We start from the raw sequence: 21882 nt of genomic DNA, 5'->3' as shown, positions 1-21882 counted from the left end.
CGTAAGAACCTCTTCTACGGGTGAGGGAAGTTCCTTGCAGTTCCGCCAACAGGCCCTCGCCAAGCTCCAGTCACCGGAGGAACTCGACCTTCCGGTGCGTTTCGCCCGCCCGCAGGGCTGGCTCGTGCTTTCGGTGACCGTGGTCGCGATGGCGGCCGCCTCGGTGTGGGCGGTGACCGGCTCGGTGACCTCCACCGTCAGCGCGCCCGCCATCCTCACGCACGGGCAGGGCAGCTACCTCCTCCAGAGCCCGGTCGCGGGCCAGGTGACCGCGGTGCTCGCGAAGCAGGGCGAGCGGTTGCCGGCCGACTCCCCCGTGCTCAAGGTCCGTACGTCCCAGGGCGAAACCGTCGTCCGCACGCTCGACGCGGGCCGTGTCTCCGCGCTCGCCGCGACCGTCGGGCAGATCATCCAGACCGGCGCGAACGTCGCCGCCGTCGAGAAGGTCGCCCACACCGAGGACGCCTTGTACGCGACGGTCTACGTCCCCGCCGAGAACGCCGCCTCGATCCCCGACGACGCCACCGTCGACCTGACCGTGCAGTCGGTGCCGACGCAGGAGTACGGCGTGCTGCGCGGCCATGTGAAGTCGGTGGACCGCTCGGCGCAGTCTCCGCAGCAGATCGCCGCGTTCCTCGGGGACAGCCAGCTGGGCGAGCAGTTCACGAAGAAGGGCAGGCCGGTGGCCGTGACGGTCCGGCTGGACAAGTCGTCCGCCACGAAGAGCGGTTACAAGTGGTCGTCCGCGGACGGGCCGCCGTTCAAGCTGACCTCCATGACGCTGGCCTCGGGGTCGATCCGGCTGGCCGACCAGCGTCCCGTCGACTGGCTGCTGCCGTGACCGCGACCGCACCGGACACCCGGGGCCGGCGCCGCGCCGCCCCGCCGAAGCGCAAGGTGCCCAAGGCCAGGGCGAAGACCGTCCGCACGCCCACCGTGCTCCAGATGGAAGCCGTCGAGTGCGGCGCCGCCTCCCTCGCGATGGTGCTCGGCCACTACGGCAAGCACGTCCCGCTGGAGGAGCTGCGCATCGCCTGCGGCGTCTCCCGCGACGGCTCGCGTGCCAGCAACCTCCTGAAGGCGGCCCGCAGTTACGGCCTGACCGCCAAGGGCATGCAGATGGACCTGGCCGCCCTCGCCGAGGTGAAGTCGCCGGCCATCCTGTTCTGGGAGTTCAACCACTACGTCGTCTACGACGGCATGGGCCGCCGCTTCGGCCGCCGTGGCGTCTACATCAACGACCCCGGCAAGGGCCGCCGCTTCGTCCCCATGGAGGACTTCGACGGCAGCTTCACCGGTGTCGTGCTGGTCGTGGAGCCCGGCGAGGACTTCACCCGGGGCGGCCGCAAGCCCGGCGTCCTGGGCGCCATGCCCGCCCGGCTGCGCGGCACCGCGGGCACGATGCCCGCCGCCGTGCTGGCGAGCCTGCTGCTGGTGGCGGTCGGCGCGGCGGTGCCCGCGCTGAGCCGCACCTACATCGACGAGTTCCTGATCGGGAACCAGACCTCGCTGCTGCCGACGCTGTTCACGGCGATGGCGGCGTGCGTGCTGCTCACGGTCGTGCTCACCTGGCTCCAGCAGGCCAACCTGCTGCGCGGCCGCATCATCTCCTCGACCCTCTCCAGCGCCCGCTTCCTGCGCCATCTGCTGCGGCTGCCGGTGACGTTCTTCTCCCAGCGCAGCCCGGCCGACCTGGTGCAGCGGCTCCAGTCCAACGACGCGGTCGCCGAGACGCTGTCCCGCGACCTCGCGGCGGCGGGCGTGGACGCGGTCGTCGTGGTCCTGTACGCGGTGCTGCTGTACACCTACGACCCGCAGCTGACGTTCGTCGGCATCGGCGTGGCGCTGCTGAACATCGTGGCCATGCGGGTCGTCATCCGGCTGCGCGCCACGCGCACGGCCAAGCTGCGCGCCGACACGGCCCGCCTCACCAACACCGCCTACACCGGTCTGCAGCTCATCGAGACGATGAAGGCGACCGGCGGCGAGGACGGCTACTTCCGCAAGTGGGCCGGGCAGCACGCCACCACGCTGGAGGAGCAGCAGCGGCTCGGGGTGCCGAGCGCCTGGCTGGGCGTGGTCGCGCCGACGCTCGCCACCCTCAACAGCGCGCTGATCCTCTGGATCGGCGGCATGCGGGCGGTCGAGGGCCATATCTCGGTCGGTCTGCTGGTCGCCTTCCAGGCCCTGGTCACCCGGTTCACCGCCCCGCTGACCCGGCTCAACGGCGTCGCCGGCCGCATCCAGGACTTCGCGGCCGACGTGGCGCGGCTGAAGGACGTGGAGAACTTCAAGGCCGATCCGCTCTACGGCCGCCCCGAGTCGGGCGAGTCGACGCGCCGCCTCCAGGGCCACGTCGAGCTGGAGAACATCACCTTCGGCTACAGCCCGCTCGACAAGCCCCTGCTCACCGGCTTCGACCTGACGGTCGGCCCCGGGCAGCAGGTCGCGCTGGTCGGCGGGTCCGGAAGCGGCAAGTCCACGGTGTCCAGGCTGATCTCCGGCCTGTACGCGCCGTGGGAGGGCGTGATCCGCATCGACGGACAGCGCATCGAGGACATCCCGCGCGGGGCGCTGGCCGCCTCCGTCTCCTTCGTCGACCAGGACGTGTTCCTCTTCGAGGGAACGGTCCGCGACAACGTGGCGCTGTGGGACCCGTCCATCCCGGACGAGGCGGTGGAGGACGCGCTGCGCGACGCGGCCTTGTACGACGTGATCGCGCGGCGTCCGGGCGGCATCCACAGCAAGGTCGAGCAGGACGGGCGCAACTTCTCCGGCGGGCAGCGCCAGCGCCTGGAGATCGCGCGGGCGCTGGTGCGCCGGCCGAGCATCCTGGTCCTCGACGAGGTGACGAGCGCGCTGGACGCGGAGACCGAGCTGGTCGTGATGGACAACCTGCGCAGGCGCGGCTGTGCCTGTGTGGTGATCGCGCACCGGCTCAGCACGGTCCGCGACAGCGACGAGATCGTCGTCCTGCAGCACGGCACGATCGTGGAGCGGGGACGGCACGAGGACCTGGTGGCGGGCGGCGGAGCGTACGCGGCACTGGTCAGGGAGCGGTGAGATGACGGCCGTTCAGGGACACGAGGGCGACCTCGTCCTCAACGCCTTCGGGCAGATGGGCTCGCGCATCGACTGCGCCGGGTTCAACCGCCTCGATCTGGAGGGCCCGCAGGTGCTGTGGCTGGTTGCGGCGGGTGCCGTCGACCTGTTCGCCGTGGACGCCGGCCAGCAGGGCCACTGGCACCACCTGGGCCGCCTGGAGGCGGGCTCGCTGGTGCTCGGACCCGTGGCGGGACCCCAGCACACCCTGGTGGCCCGCCCACTGCGGGACTGCGTGGTGCACCGCATCGGCCTGCGCGAGCTGTACCAGCCCGCCAACACCGCGACCTGGTCCTACGACGACTACGGCAACCCGCAGTACGTGCCGCCGACGACGAGCCCGCTGGAGTACGCCCTCGCCCTGGGTGTCGGCCGCAGCCTGTCGATCCTCTTCCAGGCGCCGATGGCCACCGAACGGGCCGCCGCGCCCACGGACGACGACGTGTTCTGGATGCAGGTGCCGCCGGGCAGCGTGCAGTACGGCTCGCTGTACGGCGCTGAGGCCGCGGCCGACCTGCTGATGGACCCGGCGCTGTGGCAGTCCATGGTCGACCAGCAGTACCGGCTGCTGACCACGCTGGACCGCTGGATCGAGCAGCTGGAGCGCACCCACGAGTCGCGCACGGCCGAGGGCATCAGGGCCGGTGAGGCGGTGCGCGCCCAGGCCGACCAGACGCTGCTCGCCTCGATCGGGAAGCGGTCGTCGAAGCGGACCACCGCGGCCGACGCCGACGCCACGTACGCGGCGTGCAAGCTCGTCGGGCAGGCGGCCGGGATCAGCCTCACCGAGCCCACCCAGAAGGGCACCGGCGGCGACCGCCTCGACCCGGTCGAGCAGGTCGCCCTGGCCTCCCGCGTCCGCACCCGGGCCGTGCGCCTGGACGGCCGCTGGTGGCGGGACAACGTCGGGCCGCTCGTCGGTCACCGGGCCCTGTCCGGCGCGCCGGTGGCGCTGCTGTGGCGGCGCGGCGGATATGTCGCCGTCCATCCGTCCACCGGCCGTGAGACGCCGGTCGAGAAGGCGAACGCCGACGAGTTCGAGCCGCGCGCGGTGATGTTCTACCGCCCGCTCCCCGAACGCGGGCTCAGTCCGCTGAGGCTGCTGCGGTTCTGCATGCAGGGCACGCGCCGCGACCTGACCGGACTGCTGCTCAGCGGGCTGGTCACGGTGGCGATCGGCGCCCTGGTGCCCATCGCCACCGGCAAGGTGCTCGGCGAGTTCGTGCCGAAGGCGCAGACGGACCTGATCGTGCAGGTGTGTCTGGCGGTGATGCTCAGCAGCGTCGTGGCGGCGGCCTTCATGCTGTTGCAGAACCTGACCATCCTGCGGCTGGAGGGCCGGGTCGAGGCCACGCTCCAGCCGGCCGTGTGGGACCGGCTGCTCAGGCTGCCGACGAGGTTCTTCACCGAGCGCTCCACCGGCGAACTGGCCAGCGCGGCCATGGGCATCAGCTCGATCCGCAGGCTGCTGGCGGGAGTCGGTCCGACGGTCGCCCAGTCGGTGACGGTCGGAGCGATGAACCTGGGGCTGCTGCTGTGGTTCAGCGTGCCGATGGCGATGGCCGCGATCGGCATGCTCGTGGTCGTCGCGGCCGTGTTCCTGGGGCTCGGGCTGTGGCAGGTGCGGTGGCAGCGGCGGCTGGTCGTGCTCTCCAACAAGCTGAACAACCAGGCCTTCCAGACGCTGCGCGGTCTGCCCAAGCTGCGGGTGGCCGCCGCCGAGAACTACGCGTACGCCGCGTGGGCGTCCCAGTTCGCGCGCAGTCGCGAGCTCCAGCAGAAGGCCGGCCGCATCAAGAACCTCACGTCGGTGCTGGGCGCGGTGTATCTGCCGCTGTGCACGCTGCTGATGTTCATGCTGCTGGCGGGACCGGCCCGGGGCTCGATGTCGGCGGCCGCGTTCCTCACCTTCAACACCTCGGTGACGATGGTGCTGACCTCGGTGACCCAGCTGACGGGCGCGTTCGTCTCGGCAGTGGCCGCGCTGCCGCTGTTCGAGGAGATCAAGCCGGTGCTGGACGCGACGCCCGAGGTGCGCACGGCGAACACGCGTCCGGGCCCGCTGACCGGGGCGCTCGAGGCGCGGCGGCTGTCCTTCCGCTACTCGGACGACGGTCCGCTGGTCCTGGACGACGTGTCGTTCGAGGTGCGACCGGGCGAGTTCGTCGCGGTCGTCGGCCCGAGCGGCTGCGGCAAGTCGACGCTGCTGCGCCTGCTGATCGGCTTCGACCGCCCGGTGTCTGGCAGCGTCCTCTACGACGGTCAGGATCTGGCCGCGCTCGACCAGTCGGCGGTGCGCCGCCAGTGCGGTGTGGTGCTCCAGCACGCGCAGCCGTTCACCGGCTCGATCCTGGACGTCATCTGCGGCACCGAGCCGTACACGCCGGAGGAGGCGATGGCGGCGGCCGAAATGGCCGGTCTCGCCGAGGACATCAAGCGGATGCCGATGGGCCTGCACACCATCGTCTCCGGCAGCGGCGCCGTCTCCGGCGGCCAGCGCCAGCGGCTGATGATCGCCCAGGCGCTGATCCGCCGGCCGCGCATCCTCTTCTTCGACGAGGCGACCAGCGCCCTCGACAACGAGACCCAGCGCACGGTCATCGAGAGCACCAAGGCCCTCAACGCCACCCGGATCGTCATCGCCCACCGGCTGTCGACCGTGATGGACGCCGACCGGGTCGTGGTGATGGAGGACGGCAAGGTCGTACAGCAGGGCCCGCCCGCCCAGCTGCTCGCCGACACCAGCGGCCGGCTGCACGAGCTGGTGCGGCGCCAGATGGCATGACACCGCGGCCCTCGGCCCGCCCGGTGGCGCGTCTTCGCCGTACTCCGGGGCCCTGACCGTTGGGCTCTCCCAGAAGTGGGTACCCACGGCCCATGCGAATCAGCGTGGTGGACGTGGGATCGAACACGGTCAGACTGGTCGTCGCGGACGCGGACGGCGGCGTACCGCTTCCGGTGCACACCGCCAAGTGGCGGCTCAGGCTGTCCGAGCAGGTCACACCGGGGGGACCCCTCCCGGAGCCGGCCGTCGAACAACTGGTGCACGCGGTCGCAGAGGCGAGCCGGACCGCGACCCGGTGGGGTGCGGCCGGCCCGCTGGCGTTCGCGACCGCCGTGGTGCGCAGCGCGCCGAACCGGCACGAGGTGCTGCACACCGTCCGGGCCCGTACCGGCGTGGACCTGTGCACCCTGCCGGGCGAGGTCGAGGCGGAGCTGACGTTTCTCGGGGCCCGGCGCTGGATGGGCTGGCGGTCGGGGCCGCTCGCCCTGCTCGACATCGGCGGCGGCTCGCTGGAAGTCGCCTTCGGGCGCGGTCGGTTGCCCGACTTCGTGGCATCGCTGCCGCTGGGCGCGGGGCGGCTCACCCACGAGTTCTTCAAGGACGAGGACCCGCCGTCGCCGGAGCGGGTGCGGGCGCTGCGCCGCAAGGTCCGCCACCAGCTGCGGGACGTCGCGGCGCGGATCCGCTGGGAGGGCCCGCGCACCGCGGTCGCCACCTCCCGCACCTTCCAGCAGCTGGGCCGGCTGTGCGGTACGGCACCCGGACGCCACGGCCCGTTCGTGGACCGGCAGTTGCACCGCGCGGCGCTACGGGAGGCGATCCCGCGGCTGGCCGCCCTGCCCGCCGCCGAGCGCGCGCAGCTGCCCGGCATCTCCGCGCCGCGTGCCGCGCAGAGCCTGGCCGGAGCGGTGGTCGGGCACACCGCGATGAAACTGACCGACCTCAGGTCCGTCACGGTCTGCCCCTGGGCGATCCGCGAGGGCGTGCTGCTGCGGCACATCGAGGACGGCCCGGCCTGGTGGGCGGAGGTAACCCGCCACAACGAGGAGGCGGCCCCGCCCGACCCGGTGCCGCTGCGCATCGCCACAGCCTCCACCTGATCGCCGGCAGACGACAACGGACGCACCGAACGCAGGAAGGAGACCCCCGTGTCCCAGGACAAGAACCACGACGGCTCCGACAAGAAGCCCGAGACGGCGCTGGAGGAGGTCCTGCGCGAGATCGAGGACGCCGAGAACCGCACCCAGGACTCCGCCGGGCAGCGGCGCCACCGGGGCGAGGCCGCAGAGGCCATCACCCCCAACACGCGCGCCCAGGAGGAGTCCCAGGGGGACTGAGAGGAGGGCCCGGGCGGCCCGGGCCCGGCCCCTTCCTGACATGCCGGAATGTCTTTCCACACGGGTGCTACGCGGGTAGGTGACCCCGGACGCCGACCGGGTACCCGGGGCATATGGAGCTCGACCGTGAAGGACCAGGACTGCCCACCCCGCGCGGCCCGCTGAGCAGGGGCGTCGAGGCATACCTGCGGGGCGCGGGCCGGCTGCCCCGGCTCGAGGACGTCGCCCGTGCCGCGGTGTACGGCGAGGACCTCCAGCTGGCGCTCTACCTGTGCTACGAGCTGCACTACCGCGGCTTCGCGGGAGTGTCCCCCGACCGCGAGTGGGACCCGGACCTGCTGCGCATCCGAGCGGCTCTGGAGCACCGCTTCCTGTCCGCCCTGCGCGCCGACGCCCGGGTCCACGACAGCGTGGACGAGGCGCTGGCGGACCTCCTGGTCGAGCCGGTCGACGGCACGGGCGTCACCCACTTCCTGCGCGACGAGGGCGAGCTGTGGCACCTGCGCGAGTACGCGGCCCAGCGCTCCCTGTACCACCTCAAGGAGGCGGACCCGCACGCCTGGGTGCTGCCGCGGCTGTGGGGCCGGGCGAAGGCGGCGATGGCGGCGGTGGAGTTCGACGAGTGGGGCGGCGGCCGCGCCGACCGTGTACATGCCCGGTTGTTCGCCGACCTGATGACGGATCTGGGCCTGGACACCACGTACGGCCGCTACCTCGACGCGACGTGTGCCGAGGCCCTGGTCACGGTGAACCTGATGTCCCTCTTCGGCCTGCACCGGGCCCTCAGGGGCGCCCTGGTCGGCCACTTCGCGACGGTCGAGATCACCTCGTCACCGGGGTCGCGGCGACTCGCCGAGGCGATGCGCCGCACCGGCGCAGGTCCGGCGGCCGAGCACTTCTACGACGAGCACGTCGAGGCCGACGCGGTCCACGAGCAGGTGGTGCGCCATGACGTCATCGGCGGCCTGCTGGAGGAGGAGCCGCACCTGGCCGCGGACGTCGTGTTCGGGATCGACGCCACCGAGTTCGTCGAGGACCGCTTCGGCGCCCGGCTGCTCGCCGACTGGCGCATGTCACGTTCATCCCTACATGAGCCGCTTGCCCAGGAAGTCGCCCATATCTCCTGAATGCCGGGGTACCCGAGCGCCGTGAACCCACTGGTACCCCCGGGCGTCTACGCCCCGCAGGAGGACACCGAGCTTCTGGCCGGTGCCCTGTTCGACGAGCCGTTGCCGCCGGGCGCAAAGGTCCTGGACGTCGGCACCGGCACCGGTGCCCTGGCCCTGGAGGCCGCGCGCCGAGGCTTGCGTGTGACCGCCGTGGACGTGTCGCGGAGGGCGGTGTGGGCCGCGCGCCTGAACGCCGTGCGGGCGGGGCTCCCGGTCCGTATCCGGCGCGGGAACCTCTTCGATCCGGTGCGCGGCGAGTGGTTCGACCTGATCCTGGCCAATCCGCCGTACGTGCCGGCGCCGGACGGTGACGGACGGCCGCGGGGCGCGGCCCGCGCCTGGGACGCGGGCGGGGACGGACGGCTGGTCGTGGACCGGATCTGCCGGGAGGCACCTGACCTGCTGCGTCCGGGCGGGGTGTTGCTGCTGGTGCAGTCCGCGCTGAGCGGCCCGGACCTGACCGTCGGGCAGCTGCGCTCGTCCGGCCTGAAGGCCGCGGTGACGCGCCGGCGGCGGATCGCGTTCGGCCCGGTGCTGCGCGGCCGGGAACGCTGGCTGCGGGAGCGGGGACTGCTGCCCGCCGCCGAGGACAAGGAAGAGCTGGTGGTCGTCCGTGCCGAACTCCCCGTCTGACCGGTCCGCGGCGCCGCGCCGCGTCACGGTCCAGCGCAAGGGCCCGCTGCTGGTGGAGGGCCCGGTGGAGGTGGAGCTGGAGGACGGCTCCGTCGTCACCTCGGACCGCTTCCGCGTGGCCCTGTGCACCTGCCGCCGCAGCCGCCGCTATCCGTGGTGCGACACGAGCCACCGCGACCGGGCCTGAGCCCGGTGGCGGTGGCCGGTGAGTCCAGGGGTCGGCGGGCGGCCCCACTCCGCCCGCCGGCCCCTTGTGCGAGATCGCAGGTCCCCGCGACAGCGGCTCGGCTCCCCAGCCTCGAACCGCTGTGCCTCACGGGAACAACGCGATCCCGGTCTCTCAGAACGCGAAGACGCCGGAACCGTAGGCGTTCTTCACGCACTCGTTGGAGAACGTGCGCTCGTAGGAGACCCTCTGGCCCTGCCAGACACCGTCGACGGTGACGACCACCGGGTCGTACTGCTTGGTGCACATCACGCCGTCCGTGGCGGTCAGGGCGTGGATGTCGCCGCCGACACCGCGCAGTTCCGCGCAGGCCGAGGCGGCGACCGGGTGCGTGCCGGAGTGCCTCGGAGCACAGGTCAGGGTGACCGCGCGTTCCGGAGTCGCGGCGGCCGCGCTCTCACCGTGGCCCACCGTGAGCACGAGGGCCGACGGGGCGTAGAGCGCGGTGGGGGCCTGACCCGGACTGGCGAGCGCGGCCCCGGAGAGGGGTCCGCAGACGGCGGTGGCCGTCAGGCCGAGGGTCATGGCCCAGCGCGCGGTGTTCCGCATTGTGTGCATCCTTCCGCTCGATGACAGGGTGTGCCGGCCCGTGCTCGGTCGGTGCCCGGGGCGGCGAGCGCGAGTCTGCCGAGTCCGCCGCCGAAACACACATCGACCCCACAGGTTTCAGTAACCTTGCGTATTGAATCAGTGGCGTGAAGTTACGGAACGCGCCTGCGTGAAGCCCGCAACCGCACGGCTCTCGGGGTCATGAAGCGGTCAGATGGCTAATTTCCGCGTGTTCGTTAATAGGCCTGAAACATTCCGATTCCGCTCTCGGCCGACTGCTTCGCGGCCCCTTGTGTTCATGCCCGAGGCGAGTAATCGTCATTACATGATTACGACAGAGCAGCGAGAGAAACTGCGCGGCTGGTTCGCCGGCCGTCTTCCCGACGACCTCTTCGAGGAACTGACCGAGATCACGGTCGACCGCGAGGAGATCACCGTGATCGGCCGCATCCCCGAACCCCGGCTGGCCGAGGACGCCCCGGCAGCCGAGCGGGAGGCGGCCCTGGAGAGCCGGGTGCAGGAATTCCGGGAACGTACGCGTGAGGACCGGATGGCCGTGGCCCGGGAGGCCGAGCACCGGTTCCGCCGGAAGGTGTCCTGGGGTGTGGAGTGCGGCGGGCGGCGGGCGCTCTTCACGCACGTGGCCGCGCCCGTCATGACGCGGCTGCGCCAGCCGGAGCGCCAGGTCCTCGACACCCTGATCGCCGGCGGCGTCGCCCGCAGCCGCAGCGACGCGCTGGCCTGGTGCGTGCGCCTGGTCCAGCGGCACACCGACGACTGGCTAGCGGAGTTGCGCGACTCCCTCGAGCACGTGCAGCGGGTCCGGGCCCAGGGGCCGGACGCCGAGCCGGATCACGCGCCGCACGCGGACGACGCAGACGACGAGGAGTGAAGCGGGGAGTGGAGGATTCGTCCACTGACAGCATCGGCGGTGAGTTCCGGGACGCCGCCGACGGACGGACCACCGAGGTGGTCAATCCCGCGACGGGCGAGGCGAACGCGGCGCGACGCTGCTGGTCGGCGCGTTGTCGATCGCCTTCGTCTTCGCGGGCCGGTTCGGGCTCGATTTCGTGGGTCCATCTCGGCCTTCGCCACGGTGATCATCACCTGCACCACGCCGTGGACGGTCGTGATGATGCTGGGCTACTGGACGCGGCGCGGCTGGTACGACCCGGAGGGGCTCCAGGTCTTCAACCGCCGTCAGCGCGGCTGCCGTTACTGGTTCGCGCACGGCTGGAACTGGCGGGGTACGACCGCCTGGTGGGTCTCGGCGCTGCTCGGCGTCCTCTTCACCAACACGCCCGGGCAGTTCGTCGGGCCGCTCGGCGATCCGGCGGGCGGCGTCGACATCGGTCTGCCCCTGTCACTGGTGGTGGCGGCGGTGCTGTTCCTGACGCTGCTGTGGCTGTTCCCCGAACCCCGGGCGGTGTACGGGTACGAGGACGCGCGGCTGGCCCGGACCGTCGAGGTGCCGGTGCCGCCGATCACCGGCCCGGCGCCGAGGGGGCGTTGTCAGACCCCCCGGCTAAGTTGCCGGCATGACCGATTTCGTACTGGTGGCAGGGTCGTGGCTCGGAGCGTGGGCGTGGGACGAGGTGGCCGCGGAACTGCGCGGCGCCGGGCATGACGTCCATCCGCTGACGTTGTCGGGCCTCGCGGAGAAGCAGGGTGTGCCGGCCGGGCAGCGGACGCACGTGCGGGACATCGTCGACGAGGTGGAGCGCCTCGGCCTGCGCGACGTCGTCCTCGTGGGGCACAGCTACGCGGGCATACCGGTCGGGCAGGCCGCCGAGCGGATCGGGGAGCGGCTGCGGCGCGTGGTGTTCGTCGACGCGAACGTGCCGGTGGACGGGGAGTCGTTCCTGTCGGGCTGCCCGAGCGACCACGTGCGGCAGTCGATCGCCGCGCACGACGGGTTCTGGCCGCCGCTCGGGGCGCCGGACTACGCGGGGCAGGGGCTGACGGACGAGCAGATCGCGCGGATCGTCGACGCGACCCCGCATCCGGGGGCCACGCTCACCGAATCGGCCGCGCTCTCCGGCCCCTTGGGCGAGCTCCCGGCGACCTATGTGAAGTGCCTCCTCGACGGGGACGAGCCGATGCCGGCGGTGGCCGAACTCCTCAAGAGCGACAGATGGGAGCTCGTGGAGCTGGACACCGGCCACTGGCCGATGTTCTCGCAGCCGCACGCACTCGCCCGCCTCCTGGAGGAGGCGGCAGGCCGCCCCTGATCCGCCGTCGCGCATACCGCTGGGTATCGTCGGCCGTCGACACGGTCTCGACGAGGAGACGGCGAGAGGCGGTTGCGTACGGTGGGCAGGCACTGGGCGGACTTCCAGTACGAGATCTATCTGAACGGGATGACGGGTGCCGTACCGCGGCTGCCCACCGATCCGGCCCGGCTGGAGGAGCTGACCGAGCAGCGGCTCGGGCCCGGCCCGGTCGGCTATGTGGCGGGCAGCGCGGGCAACGGCAGCACGGCCCGCGCCAACCGGGCGGCCCTGGAGCGTCGTCGGATCGTGCCGCGCATGCTGCGGGACGTGCACGAGAGGGACCTGTCGGTCGAGGTGCTGGGCCGTGCCCTGCCGGCCCCGCTGGCGCTGGCCCCGGTCGGCGTGCTGTCGATCATGCACCCGGACGCCGAGTCCGCGGCGGCCCGGGCCGCCGCGGCGCAGGGCGTGCCCTTCATCCTGTCGTCCGCGTCGAGCACGCCCATGGAGCAGGTCGCCGAGGCGATGGGCGACGCCGAGCGGTGGTTCCAGCTGTACTGGCCCAGGGACCCCGAGGTGGCCCGCAGTTTCCTGAACCGGGCGAGGGCGGCCGGGTTCAGCGTGCTCGTGGTCACCCTGGACACGCCGCTGCTCGCGTGGCGGCCGCGCGATCTCGACCAGGCGTATCTGCCGTTCCTGCACGGCGTCGGCACGGCCAACTGCTTCTCGGACCCGGCCTTCCAGGCAGGTCTGGCCAAACCGGTCCACGAGGATCCGAACGCGGCCGTGATGCACTTCGTCGGGATGTTCGCCGACCCGGCGAAGAGCTGGCCTGACCTGGCGTTCCTGCGGGAGAACTGGGACGGCCCGATCGTCCTCAAGGGCGTTCTGCACCCGGACGACGCCCGGCAGGCCGCGGAGGCGGGCATGGACGGCGTCGTCGTCTCCAACCACGGCGGGCGCCAGGTGGCCGGGGCTGTCGCGGCGGCCGACGCGCTGCCCCGCGTTGCGGAGGCGGTGGGCGACCGGCTCGCCGTCCTCTTCGACAGCGGCGTCCGCACCGGCGACGACATCTTCAAGGCACTCGCCCTCGGCGCCCGCGCGGTCCTCCTCGGCCGCCCGTACGTCTACGGTCTGGGCCTGGACGGCCGGCCGGGCGTCGAACACGTCATCCGCTGTCTGCTGGCCGAACTCGACCTCACCCTCGCCCTGTCGGGCCACGCCACGCCCGGCACGATCGGTCCGGCCGACCTCGTCGAGGACCCGGCGTGACAGGCGGGCCGCGCGACGCGTGCGCCGCGCAGCCCTGTGCTCACGCCGTCCGGCCGTGGGGCACGGTCACCTGCCGGGACGTCGGACCCTCCTGCTCCTCGATCGACAGGGAACCCGCCGTCGTCGGCACGGGCTCCGCCTGCCAGCGCTGTCCGTCGGAGCGGTCGCGGACCTTGACGACGATGTCGGCACCGGGGTCGTCGTTGGTGGAGGCGAGGGCGAGCTGCTCGTCCCAGCGGGGCAGCAACTCCCCTTGCACGGTGAGGTCGTAGCGCACGTCGTCGCCCCGCTCGTCGTCCTCCTCGGCGCAGGTGCCGAGGACGACGACGCCGGCGTCCTTGTGCGAGTCCAGGCACAGGCCGGGATCGGCGACGCTGCGCAGCAGCCCGTCCTCCTCGTACGTCCACTGCTGAGTCCACGACGCCGTCGAGCACTCCGCCAGCTTCGCCCCCGAGCCCTCCTTCGGCCGGTCCCGGACGTCGAGGCACAGGCCGGCGCTGGCGTTGCGCAGCCGCGTCACGCCCGGTGCCGTGGGAAGCCCGGCCGTCTCGGGCGGCGTCACGGACTCGGCGCCGTTGCCGCCGGCGGCGCTGCTGGAGCCGGCCGGGTCGGCCTGGCCGCCGTCGTAGGACGACGCGCTGATGATGAGCACGGTCGCCAGCACCCCGGCCGACACCGCGCCGACTCCCGAGAGCAGCGCCCGTGAGGAGCGCAGCGCTTCCGGGATGCGGGCGCCCGAAACCCGGCGGACCTGCATGGGGATCCGGGACAGCAGGCGGTGGCGCCCGCCCCCGGGCCGCCCGTCACCCCGTCCTGAGCCGCGCCGGCCCGCGCGTCCGCCCCGCGTGCCGTGAGAGGACCGGCCCGGGCGTGAGTCGAGGTAGCGCCGGACGCCCCAGCCGAGCACCGCCTCGGCGATCAACGGGCCCAGCCCGCCCTCGAAATGGCTCAGCTGCTCCGCCGCGTTCCGGCAATAGCGGCACTCCGCCAGATGATCCTGGACGTCGGGCAGCAGTGCGCCGCCCCGGCGGATCGGGACATCGAGGAGGCGGTTGTAGAAGCGGCAGTCCTGGGTCGGCGCGAGTTCGCGATGGGCATGTACACACCCCTCGCGGAATGTGTCACGCGCCTGTTCGAGTGCGGCCGACGCGATGTCGGTGTCCATGCCCAGCAGACCGGCCGGGACGCTTAAAGGATCGGCCTCGACCTCGACGTGCCAGAGCAAACAGCGCGCTGCTGCGGGAAGTGCCTGAAATGCCCGCTCCGCGAGGACGCGATTTTCGGGCGTCATGGACGTCGCCGCGCGCAGCCCGCGCCCTCCGGCCGGTTTCTGCAACGCCGGCAGTACGGCGGATATTCGATCGTCACCGGACCACTCCCGGACCGTGTCGCGCACGGTCACCAGAAGCGCCGGGCGCAGCGCGACGGCCGACTCGCCGAAGGCTAGGCGGTTCAGGGTCCGGTGGAAGGCGATTCCCGTGACCATCTCGGCGGCCTGCGCAGACGAGGCGAGACAGATGACCGCGTACTCGCGCACCGGCTGCCAGTGCCGCGCCATCAGCAGCGCGACGGAATGGGCGGCGACCTCGCCCTCCGGGCTGCCTCTCAGCGGAGCGGCGAGAGATTCATCGGATTCCCCGTGATCCCCGCCGGGCGGGGGATACGGAGGACGAGGGGGGTGGGGGGTGGGCACTGAGATGGTTCCTTCCCACGCGCATGTGACACACAGATGTCCTGCCGCCGAAAAAGGAGCCCGGTTGGTGCGTACCTTTTTGGGCGCGGCGCGGGAGGTGCGAATTCACCGCCGGCGAATCGGACCCGGTCTACAAAACGCGTGCGACACCTGGCCATTCCCCCCGCACGTGCGTTTCACTCTTGCACAACCCCCACACGGCCAACAAGGCGCCCGTGCAACATCAAGCCCATTGACAGAAAGTCAGAAACGGGAACGTATGCGCACTGGTCGCACCGGTTTTCGACCTTTTCAGATTTGCCAGGATCGCAGCCGGTCCGCCGCGCCGTAGACGTCGGTCGTGCCGGACATCAGGTCGCGGGCGAGGTCGACGAGGGCACCGTAGGGCGGGTCGATGCCGGCGCCGCTGACGAACATGTACGCCACGGCCGTCGCACACGCGAAGCGGGCGTTGGCCGACGGCAGCGGCCGGAGCACGGCGATGGTGTGCAGCAGCGCGGCGGCCCGCCAGGCCGCGTCGGAGTTCACCCCGAGGCGCGGCGGGTCGACGCGGTGCCGGGCGACGGCGGCGACCAGCGCGGAGAAGTCGTTGACGGTGGGCTGGTCCGGCAGGACCTCTTCGTGGCGCTGGAGCAGCCAGGGCACGTCGATGTGAATGACGGGTGCCATCGGTCAGGCGGCCCGCCCTTCGCCCTTGGTGGGCGGTTCGTCGTCGGGGAAGGCAGCGGCGAACTCGTCGGCGTGGGTCGCGAAGAACCTGCGGAAGGCCTCCGCGCCCTCCTGGAGGGCCCGGTGGCGGGCTATGTCGGCCGCGGCCGCCTCCCGCACCAGTGCCTTCATGGACGTACCGCGCTCCTTGGCGATCTGCCGCAGGTCCTCAAGCTCGCGGTCGCTGAACTCCACGTTGAGAGCTGGCATGCCTTCACGGTACCGCTCGGGTACTGACTCGTAAATATCCCCAGGTCAGAAGGCTGGCTCGACGGTACCGGCGGATGTACACCCGGGCCCTTTCCTGAGATCTGCATCACATCACACCGCGCGATGTCACATTCCGGGTCCCCGCGCGGCTCGCAGTAGTGAGCGCGTCTCTGGGAGGACCACGCATGACCGAGATCCCCGTACCCGGCACCGCCGCCCCGCTCGACGAGGCCACCGGGGTGTTCGTCGACCATCGCGAGCTGCTGTTCGGCGTCGTCTACAACATGCTCGGCAGTGTCGCCGACACCGAGGACGTCTTGCAGGAGACATGGCTGTCCTGGACGGCCCGCGGCGGGGGCGCTCCCCTGGCCGGCGTCGACAATCCCCGGGCCTATCTGGTCCGGGTGGCGGTCAACCACGCGCTGCGCCGCCGGGCCGTGATCAGCCGCAGACAGGAGACGTACGTGGGCTCCTGGCTGCCCGAACCCCTCGTCACCGACGAGGGAACCGACACGGCCGACGGTCCGGCGCTGCGCTCGGAGTCGGTGTCGCTGGCGATGCTGGTGGTCCTGGAGTCGCTGACCCCGCTGGAACGGGCCGTGTTCGTCCTGGGCGAGGTGTTCGGCTACCCGCACGCCGAGATAGCCGAGATCATCGACCGCTCCCCCGCCGCCGTACGGCAGTTGGCGCACCGGGCCCGGGAGCATGTGCACGCGCGGCGGCCTCGGTACGAGGCGCATCCGCGGGTGCGGCGGGAGGCGACCGAGCGGTTCGTGCGGGCGGCGCTCGGCGGGGACATCGCGGAGCTGATGGAGGTCCTCGCGCCGGACGTCACGGCGTGGACGGACGCCGGCGGCAAGCGCAAACCGGCGAGCCTGCGCCCGGTGCACGGCCGGGACAAGGTGGCCCGCCTGCTCACGTCCGGGCGGGGCGGCCCGAGCAATCCCGTGTTCCGCTACCGGCGCGTCAACGGCGACGACGCGGCGGTGCTGTTCGACGGCGACGCGCCCTACGCGGTCCTGGTCCTCGACCTCACCCCGGAGGGCGACCGGGTGCGCGGCATCTACGTCGTCGCCAACCCGGACAAGCTCGCCCACCTGCCCAGGGAGGCGGCGTGAGCGCCGGACGCGGTGAGCGGCTCGCGGACTGGTTCGACGGCAGGCTCGGCACTCACACGCTCGGCCGGAAGTACCTGCGCAAGGTGTTCCCCGACCACTGGTCCTTCCTGCTCGGCGAGATCTGCCTGTACAGCTTCGTGGTGCTGGTCCTCACCGGCGTGTATCTGACGCTGTTCTTCCATCCGTCGATGAACGAGGTGACGTACCAGGGGAGTTACACACCGCTGAACGGCGTGCGCATGTCCGAGGCGTACGCCTCGACGCTGGACATCAGCTTCGACGTGCGCGGCGGGCTGCTGATCCGGCAGCTGCACCACTGGGCGGCGCTGGTCTTCGTCGCCGGGATGCTGGCGCACATGATGCGGCACTTCTTCACGGGCTCGTTCCGCAAGCCGCGGGAGGTCAACTGGCTGTTCGGCTGGCTGCTGCTCTTCCTCTGCCTGTTCGAGGGCCTGTTCGGCTACTCGCTGCCCGACGACCTGCTGTCGGGCACGGGCCTGAGGTTCGTGCACGGCGCGCTGCTGTCCGTGCCGATCGTGGGGACGTACCTGGCGATGTTCCTGTTCGGCGGCGAGTTCCCCGGCGACGACATCGTGGCCCGCTTCTACTCGCTGCACGTCCTGCTGATCCCCGGAGTCATGGCCGCCCTGATCGTCGTCCATGTGCTGCTGGTCGTCTACCACAAGCACACCCAGTTCGCGGGCCCCGGGCGCACCGAACGCAATGTCGTGGGAGCGCCCTTCATGCCGGTGTACCTCGCGAAGGCGGGCGGCTTCTTCTTCCTGGTGTTCGGGGTGCTCACGCTGATGGCGGCGGTGGCGACGATCAACCCGGTGTGGTCGTACGGCCCCTACCGCGCCGACCAGGTGTCCACGGGCGCCCAGCCCGACTGGTATCTCGGCTTCGCCGAGGGACTGGTGCGGATCATGCCCGGCTGGGAGATCACGCTGTGGGGCCACACGCTGGTGCTGGGCGTGTTCATCCCGATCGCGGTGTTCCCGCTGCTGCTGCTCTTCATCGGCGTGTACCCGTTCCTGGAGGCCAGGCTCACGGGCGACAGGCACGAGCACCATCTGCTGGACCGGCCGCGCAACCGCCCGGTCCGCACGGCGATCGGGGCGGCCTGGATCAGCCTCTATCTCGTGCTGCTGGCGGGCGGCGGCAACGACATCGTGGCGACCCGCTTCCACCTGTCGATCAACACGGTGACCTGGGCGGTGCGGATCGCGATGTTCGTCGTCCCGGCGGTCGTCCTCGTCGTGACCCGGCGGATCTGCCTGGGGCTACAGCTCCGCGACCGGGAGCTGGTGCTGCACGGCCGGGCGACCGGTGTGATCAAGCGGCTGCCGCACGGCGAGTACGTCGAGGTGCACGAGCCGCTCGACCAGGCCCGGCTGCACACCCTGACCGCCCACGAACGGCCCGGGGAGCTCATGCTCAGGAGCGGGCCAGACAGAACTCCCGAACAGTCCGGTTGAACGGCTCCGGGGCCTCGATGTTACTGAGGTGCCCGGCGCCGGGCAGCACGACCAGGGTGGCCTCCGGGATCGCCCCCAGGAGGGGACGGGCGACGAGGTCGACCGGCGAGCGTGTGTCGAGCTCGCCCCACAGCAGCAGGGTCGGCACCGTGATCTCGGGCAGCAGGTCGCGATGGTCGGTCTCGGCCATGATGGTGAGCTCCGTCCGCATGCTCCGGGGCCGGGCGTCGGCGGACATCACGGACAGCAGGCGGACGGCTTCGGCCGATGGCCGCCCGGCGAACAGGCCGGGCATGGTCGGTGCGAACTCCTCGACCGGGACTGCGAGCATCCGCTCCGCCCCTTCGACCCGCGCCCTCACCTCCGCCGGGGGCAGCGAGCCCTTCCAGCCGGCGTAGGTGTCGACGAGGACGAGCGTCCGGACGAGCTCGGGGTGGTGCCGGTAGAGCTCCAGGACGACGGTCCCGCCCCAGGACAGGCCGGCGACATGGGCCGGGCCGAGGCCCACGTCCTCGATGACGGCCGCCAGACAGCGGGCGTAGTCGGCCAGCACGAAGGAGGGCGGTACGTCGGAGGAGCGGCCGGCCCGGGCTCGTCCCAGGCGATCACGGTGAACTCGTCGGCCAGGTCCGCGATCTGCGGACGCCACAGGCGGGCGTCGGTCGTGGCACCGTGCGCGAGCACCAGGGGCGGGCCCTGGCCCACCCGGTCGTAGGCGACCTCGAGGCCGGCTACCCGCACCGCGTGCATGGCACCAGGCTACGCGCGGGTGCCGGAGGCGTCCTGCCGGCGGACACCCCCGGCACCTCTGTGCGCTTGGCCGGTCAGGGGGTGTCCGGGAAGTCCCGTCGTCCGCCCGGAGGGCGGGCCCTGCGGCGTCCGGTGCGTGCTCTGGGGGGTACCCCCTGCTCGAAGAGCTATGAGGGAGTGCCGGTCGGACGCCCGCGTACTGGTCGTACGCGGGCGTCCGACCGGTGCGGCCAGAGGGCATGCCGGGCGTCGCAGGGCAGGCGGGACTTCGCGGACCCCCTCTACCCCTGGTCGGCCACGAAGGCGGCCATGCGGGTCAGGGCGGCGTTCCAGTTGATCGTGTGCTCGTTGGTCGACCAGGACTGGATGTCGTCGATGTAGCAGAACTGGCCGACGCAGCCCTGGAGTTTGCTCTGTGCGTAGGGGTCCTGGATGCTCGAGTTGGGCCCGCCCGAGAGGGTGCCCTTCGGCGGGTTCGGCAGGTTCGGATCGAGCTGGCGGGCGTACCAGCGGCTGTGCTGGTTCTGGGCGCTGACCTCGCCGTAACCGGTGACGTAGGAGATGTTCAGCGCGTTGCGGCCCAGGATGTAGTCCATGCTCTGGAGCGCGCCGTCGCGGTACTTCGAGGCGCCGGTGATGTCGTACGCGGTGGCGAGGACGACGGCGTTGTTGAGGATCTGGTGGGTGGAGCCCCAGTCGTACTTGTTGCCGTCGGGGGCGTACGGCATGCCGTAGGGCTGTGCCTTCAGCGTGGCCAGGTAGCGGTCGGCGCCCTTGACGACGGACCGGCGGACCTTGTCCCGGCCGGGCAGCTTGTTCGGCACCGTGGCGAGGTCGAGGCGGCCCGCCGCGCCCGTGCGGGCCCAGTCGAAGCCGAGCGGGCCGAAGAGGTCGGCCGTGTGGACCGGCGACTTCAGGACGTACTCCTCGAACCGCTTCTCCCCCGTGCTGAGGTACAGCTCGGCCGCCGCCCAGTAGAAGTCGTCGGTGACGTCGCGGTCGGGGTAGGCGCCGCCGCCGATGCCGTCGCTCTCGGAGGCGTAGCGGTCGGGGTGGGCGAGCGCCGCCGACCAGGCCTTGCGGGCGGCCGCCAGCGCCCTGTCGGCGAACGCCTTGTCGTGGGGCCGGTAGAGGCGGGCCGCCTGTGCCGCCGTGGCCGCGAGGTTCAGGGTGGCCGCGGTGGACGGCGGGTGCAGTTCGCGCTTCTGCGGGTCGTCACTGGGCAGCAGGGGCAGGCCGGTCCACTGCTCGTCGTGCACCTTGTGGTGGGCCATGCCGGCCAGCGGCTTCCCGTCGGGCACCTGCATCCTGAGCAGGAACTCCAGCTCCCAGCGGGCCTCGTCGAGGATGTCGGGGACCTTGTTGCCGCTCTCGGGGATGGCGAGTGTGCCGTCGCCGAGCTTGCCGGTGTCGCCGGTGCGGGCGTGCAGGGCGCGTTCGTGGGTGCTGAGCACCTCCCAGGTGGAGATGCCGCCGTTGACGACGTACTTGCCGTGGTCGCCGGCGTCGTACCAGCCGCCGCTGACGTCCAGGGTGTAGTCGCAGACTCCGGGCTGGCACGGCACGGCGGTGTCGCCCTTGTTGGGTGCCACGCCCACGTGCCCGGCCGGGCGGCCGTAGCCGGGCCGCAGGTCGTCGCGTATCGCGATGCCGCTGCGCTGGGTGTAGTAGTACTTCGCCGAGTCCAGCCGGAGCCGCTCGTAAGCGCTCGCGTCGATGTCGAAGGGGCGGCTGGTCTCGCCGTCGGCGACCAGCGTGAGGCCCGTGCCCTTCGTGCGGTACGCGCCGAAGTCGATCGAGTGGACGTTCTGCCCGGAAGAGGCGTCGACGCCCCGCGGCACGGTCGCGCCCCGGGCGACCACCGTCCCGCCGGAGGTCCTCAGCTCCCAGGGCAGTTTCGCCGTGGCGTCGGTGACCAGGGTGGCGTTCTTCGGCCCGGCGGGCAGGTAGGCGACCTGGTTGACACGGACCCGGGGCCCTGTGTCGGGCTCGTACGGCTCCGGCGCCACCCCGCCGAGCAGCGAGACGTCGTCCAGGCAGAAGCGCCACGGATCCGCGCTGCCGCCGAGCTGGAAGCCGACCTGGCCCTGGGTGGTGTCGACGGGCGAGGTGAAGGTGTAGGAGTAGGTGTCACCGGAGACGCTGAGCTGCGGCGACACCTCGTGGTAGGTGTCGTAGGGCGACACGGACAGGCCCACGATCGCCCGCACCGCGTGCCCGGCCGGCGTGCCGCTCGCGCTGAAGGAGAAGCGGTACGACTCCCCCTTCACGAGAGTGATGTCGTTCTGCCCGACGGCCGCGTCCCAGCGGTTGGTGGTGCCGCCGGGGACGTCGGCGCAGAGCCGGCCGCCGGACAGGCCCGCGGTGACGTTGCTGGTCGTCCACCAGGGTGCCGTGGTGGTGTCGAAGGTGCCGTTCCTGACCTGCTCGGTCTCTTCCGCCCCGGCCGGTGCGGAGGGCAGCGCGGTGAGCACGGTCGTCAGGAGGGCCGTCAGGGACAACAGGGCGGTTCTGCGTCGTTTCACGTCTGGGCTCCTCTGGGGAGGTGCGGGTGGCGCTCGAGCGTGGGAGCGCTCCCAGATGCGGATGCCCGCCATGGTTGTGGTTGATGTGACACTCCGTCAACGGTCCGGACAGGAATG

The 21882-nt window shown here is 71.8% G+C and carries 19 protein-coding genes and 1 pseudogene; 14 read left to right on the top strand and 6 right to left on the bottom strand.

What is annotated here, in order from left to right:
- Positions 1-34 precede the first annotated feature (34 nt).
- The 8 genes from V8690_RS39855 (at position 35) to V8690_RS39820 (ending at position 9213) form a co-directional block, all read left to right on the top strand.
- The gene (locus V8690_RS39855) at positions 35-841 is read left to right on the top strand and encodes an HlyD family efflux transporter periplasmic adaptor subunit (RefSeq protein ID WP_338784882.1); all 807 of its coding nucleotides are present in this window, start codon (positions 35-37) and stop codon (positions 839-841) included.
- Positions 838-3063, top strand: coding sequence for an NHLP family bacteriocin export ABC transporter peptidase/permease/ATPase subunit (locus V8690_RS39850; RefSeq protein WP_338784881.1), 2226 nt, complete (start codon positions 838-840; stop codon positions 3061-3063). The genes V8690_RS39855 and V8690_RS39850 overlap by 4 nt, the downstream gene beginning before the upstream one ends.
- A 1-nt stretch (position 3064) precedes the next feature.
- A complete protein-coding gene (locus V8690_RS39845; RefSeq protein ID WP_338784880.1) occupies positions 3065-5887 on the top strand; it encodes an NHLP bacteriocin export ABC transporter permease/ATPase subunit in 2823 nt (940 codons plus the stop codon).
- Between the two features lie 92 nt (positions 5888-5979).
- Positions 5980-6987, top strand: a complete 1008-nt coding sequence (locus tag V8690_RS39840) for a Ppx/GppA family phosphatase (protein ID WP_338784879.1) — start codon at positions 5980-5982, stop codon at positions 6985-6987.
- A 48-nt stretch (positions 6988-7035) separates the two neighbouring features.
- Positions 7036-7224 (top strand): hypothetical protein, encoded by a 189-nt coding sequence (locus V8690_RS39835; protein WP_338784878.1) that lies wholly within the window; start codon positions 7036-7038, stop codon positions 7222-7224.
- 113 nt (positions 7225-7337) lie between these two features.
- Positions 7338-8351 (top strand): iron-containing redox enzyme family protein, encoded by a 1014-nt coding sequence (locus tag V8690_RS39830; protein WP_338784877.1) that lies wholly within the window; start codon positions 7338-7340, stop codon positions 8349-8351.
- Positions 8352-9026 carry a HemK2/MTQ2 family protein methyltransferase gene (locus V8690_RS39825; RefSeq protein ID WP_338784876.1) on the top strand — a complete coding sequence of 225 codons (675 nt, stop codon included), beginning with the start codon at positions 8352-8354 and terminating at the stop codon, positions 9024-9026. It abuts the gene before it with no gap.
- On the top strand, positions 9007-9213 hold the full coding sequence (locus tag V8690_RS39820; RefSeq protein WP_003994890.1) for a CDGSH iron-sulfur domain-containing protein: 207 nt from the start codon (positions 9007-9009) through the stop codon (positions 9211-9213). The genes V8690_RS39825 and V8690_RS39820 overlap by 20 nt, the downstream gene beginning before the upstream one ends.
- Before the next feature lie 153 nt (positions 9214-9366).
- On the opposite strand, the gene V8690_RS39815 is transcribed toward V8690_RS39820, so the two are convergent.
- On the bottom strand, positions 9367-9801 hold the full coding sequence (locus tag V8690_RS39815) for a protease inhibitor (RefSeq protein WP_338784875.1): 435 nt from the start codon (positions 9799-9801) through the stop codon (positions 9367-9369).
- Between the two features lie 325 nt (positions 9802-10126).
- Here V8690_RS39815 and V8690_RS39810 point away from each other — a divergent pair, with 325 nt between their 5' ends.
- From V8690_RS39810 to V8690_RS39795, 4 genes and pseudogenes are all read left to right on the top strand, one after another.
- Positions 10127-10693: a hypothetical protein gene (locus V8690_RS39810; RefSeq protein ID WP_338784874.1), complete on the top strand. Its 567-nt coding sequence runs from the start codon at positions 10127-10129 to the stop codon at positions 10691-10693.
- Between the two features lie 112 nt (positions 10694-10805).
- Positions 10806-11343 (top strand): annotated as a pseudogene (locus V8690_RS39805) (cytosine permease); the annotation flags it as partial.
- A complete protein-coding gene (locus V8690_RS39800; RefSeq protein ID WP_338784873.1) occupies positions 11340-12032 on the top strand; it encodes an alpha/beta fold hydrolase in 693 nt (230 codons plus the stop codon). The pseudogene V8690_RS39805 and the gene V8690_RS39800, both read left to right, overlap by 4 nt.
- Before the next feature lie 81 nt (positions 12033-12113).
- Complete coding sequence (locus V8690_RS39795) at positions 12114-13283, top strand: lactate 2-monooxygenase (RefSeq protein ID WP_338784872.1); 1170 nt, start codon at positions 12114-12116, stop codon at positions 13281-13283.
- 40 nt (positions 13284-13323) lie between these two features.
- On the opposite strand, the gene V8690_RS39790 is transcribed toward V8690_RS39795, so the two are convergent.
- From V8690_RS39790 to V8690_RS39780, 3 genes are all read right to left on the bottom strand, one after another.
- Positions 13324-14976 carry an RICIN domain-containing protein gene (locus tag V8690_RS39790; RefSeq protein WP_338784871.1) on the bottom strand — a complete coding sequence of 551 codons (1653 nt, stop codon included), beginning with the start codon at positions 14974-14976 and terminating at the stop codon, positions 13324-13326.
- 291 nt (positions 14977-15267) lie between these two features.
- Positions 15268-15645 (bottom strand): toxin Doc, encoded by a 378-nt coding sequence (locus tag V8690_RS39785; RefSeq protein ID WP_338784870.1) that lies wholly within the window; start codon positions 15643-15645, stop codon positions 15268-15270.
- A 3-nt stretch (positions 15646-15648) separates the two neighbouring features.
- Complete coding sequence (locus V8690_RS39780) at positions 15649-15894, bottom strand: hypothetical protein (protein WP_094056765.1); 246 nt, start codon at positions 15892-15894, stop codon at positions 15649-15651.
- 185 nt (positions 15895-16079) lie between these two features.
- Here V8690_RS39780 and V8690_RS39775 point away from each other — a divergent pair, with 185 nt between their 5' ends.
- Positions 16080-17012, top strand: coding sequence for a sigma-70 family RNA polymerase sigma factor (locus tag V8690_RS39775; RefSeq protein WP_338784869.1), 933 nt, complete (start codon positions 16080-16082; stop codon positions 17010-17012).
- On the top strand, positions 17009-18490 hold the full coding sequence (locus V8690_RS39770; protein WP_338784868.1) for a cytochrome bc complex cytochrome b subunit: 1482 nt from the start codon (positions 17009-17011) through the stop codon (positions 18488-18490). The genes V8690_RS39775 and V8690_RS39770 overlap by 4 nt, the downstream gene beginning before the upstream one ends.
- Here V8690_RS39770 and V8690_RS39765 read toward each other — a convergent pair.
- Positions 18450-19043, bottom strand: a complete 594-nt coding sequence (locus V8690_RS39765; protein WP_338784867.1) for an alpha/beta hydrolase — start codon at positions 19041-19043, stop codon at positions 18450-18452. The genes V8690_RS39770 and V8690_RS39765 overlap by 41 nt on opposite strands.
- Positions 19044-19521: 478 nt before the next feature.
- Positions 19522-21765: a glycoside hydrolase family 9 protein gene (locus V8690_RS39760; protein WP_338784866.1), complete on the bottom strand. Its 2244-nt coding sequence runs from the start codon at positions 21763-21765 to the stop codon at positions 19522-19524.
- Between the last annotated feature and the right edge of the window lie 117 nt (positions 21766-21882).

The sequence above is a fragment of the Streptomyces sp. DG1A-41 genome (genome assembly GCF_037055355.1).
Classification (GTDB): Bacteria; Actinomycetota; Actinomycetes; order Streptomycetales; family Streptomycetaceae; genus Streptomyces.
This window is presented reverse-complemented; position numbering and strand designations above follow the sequence as displayed.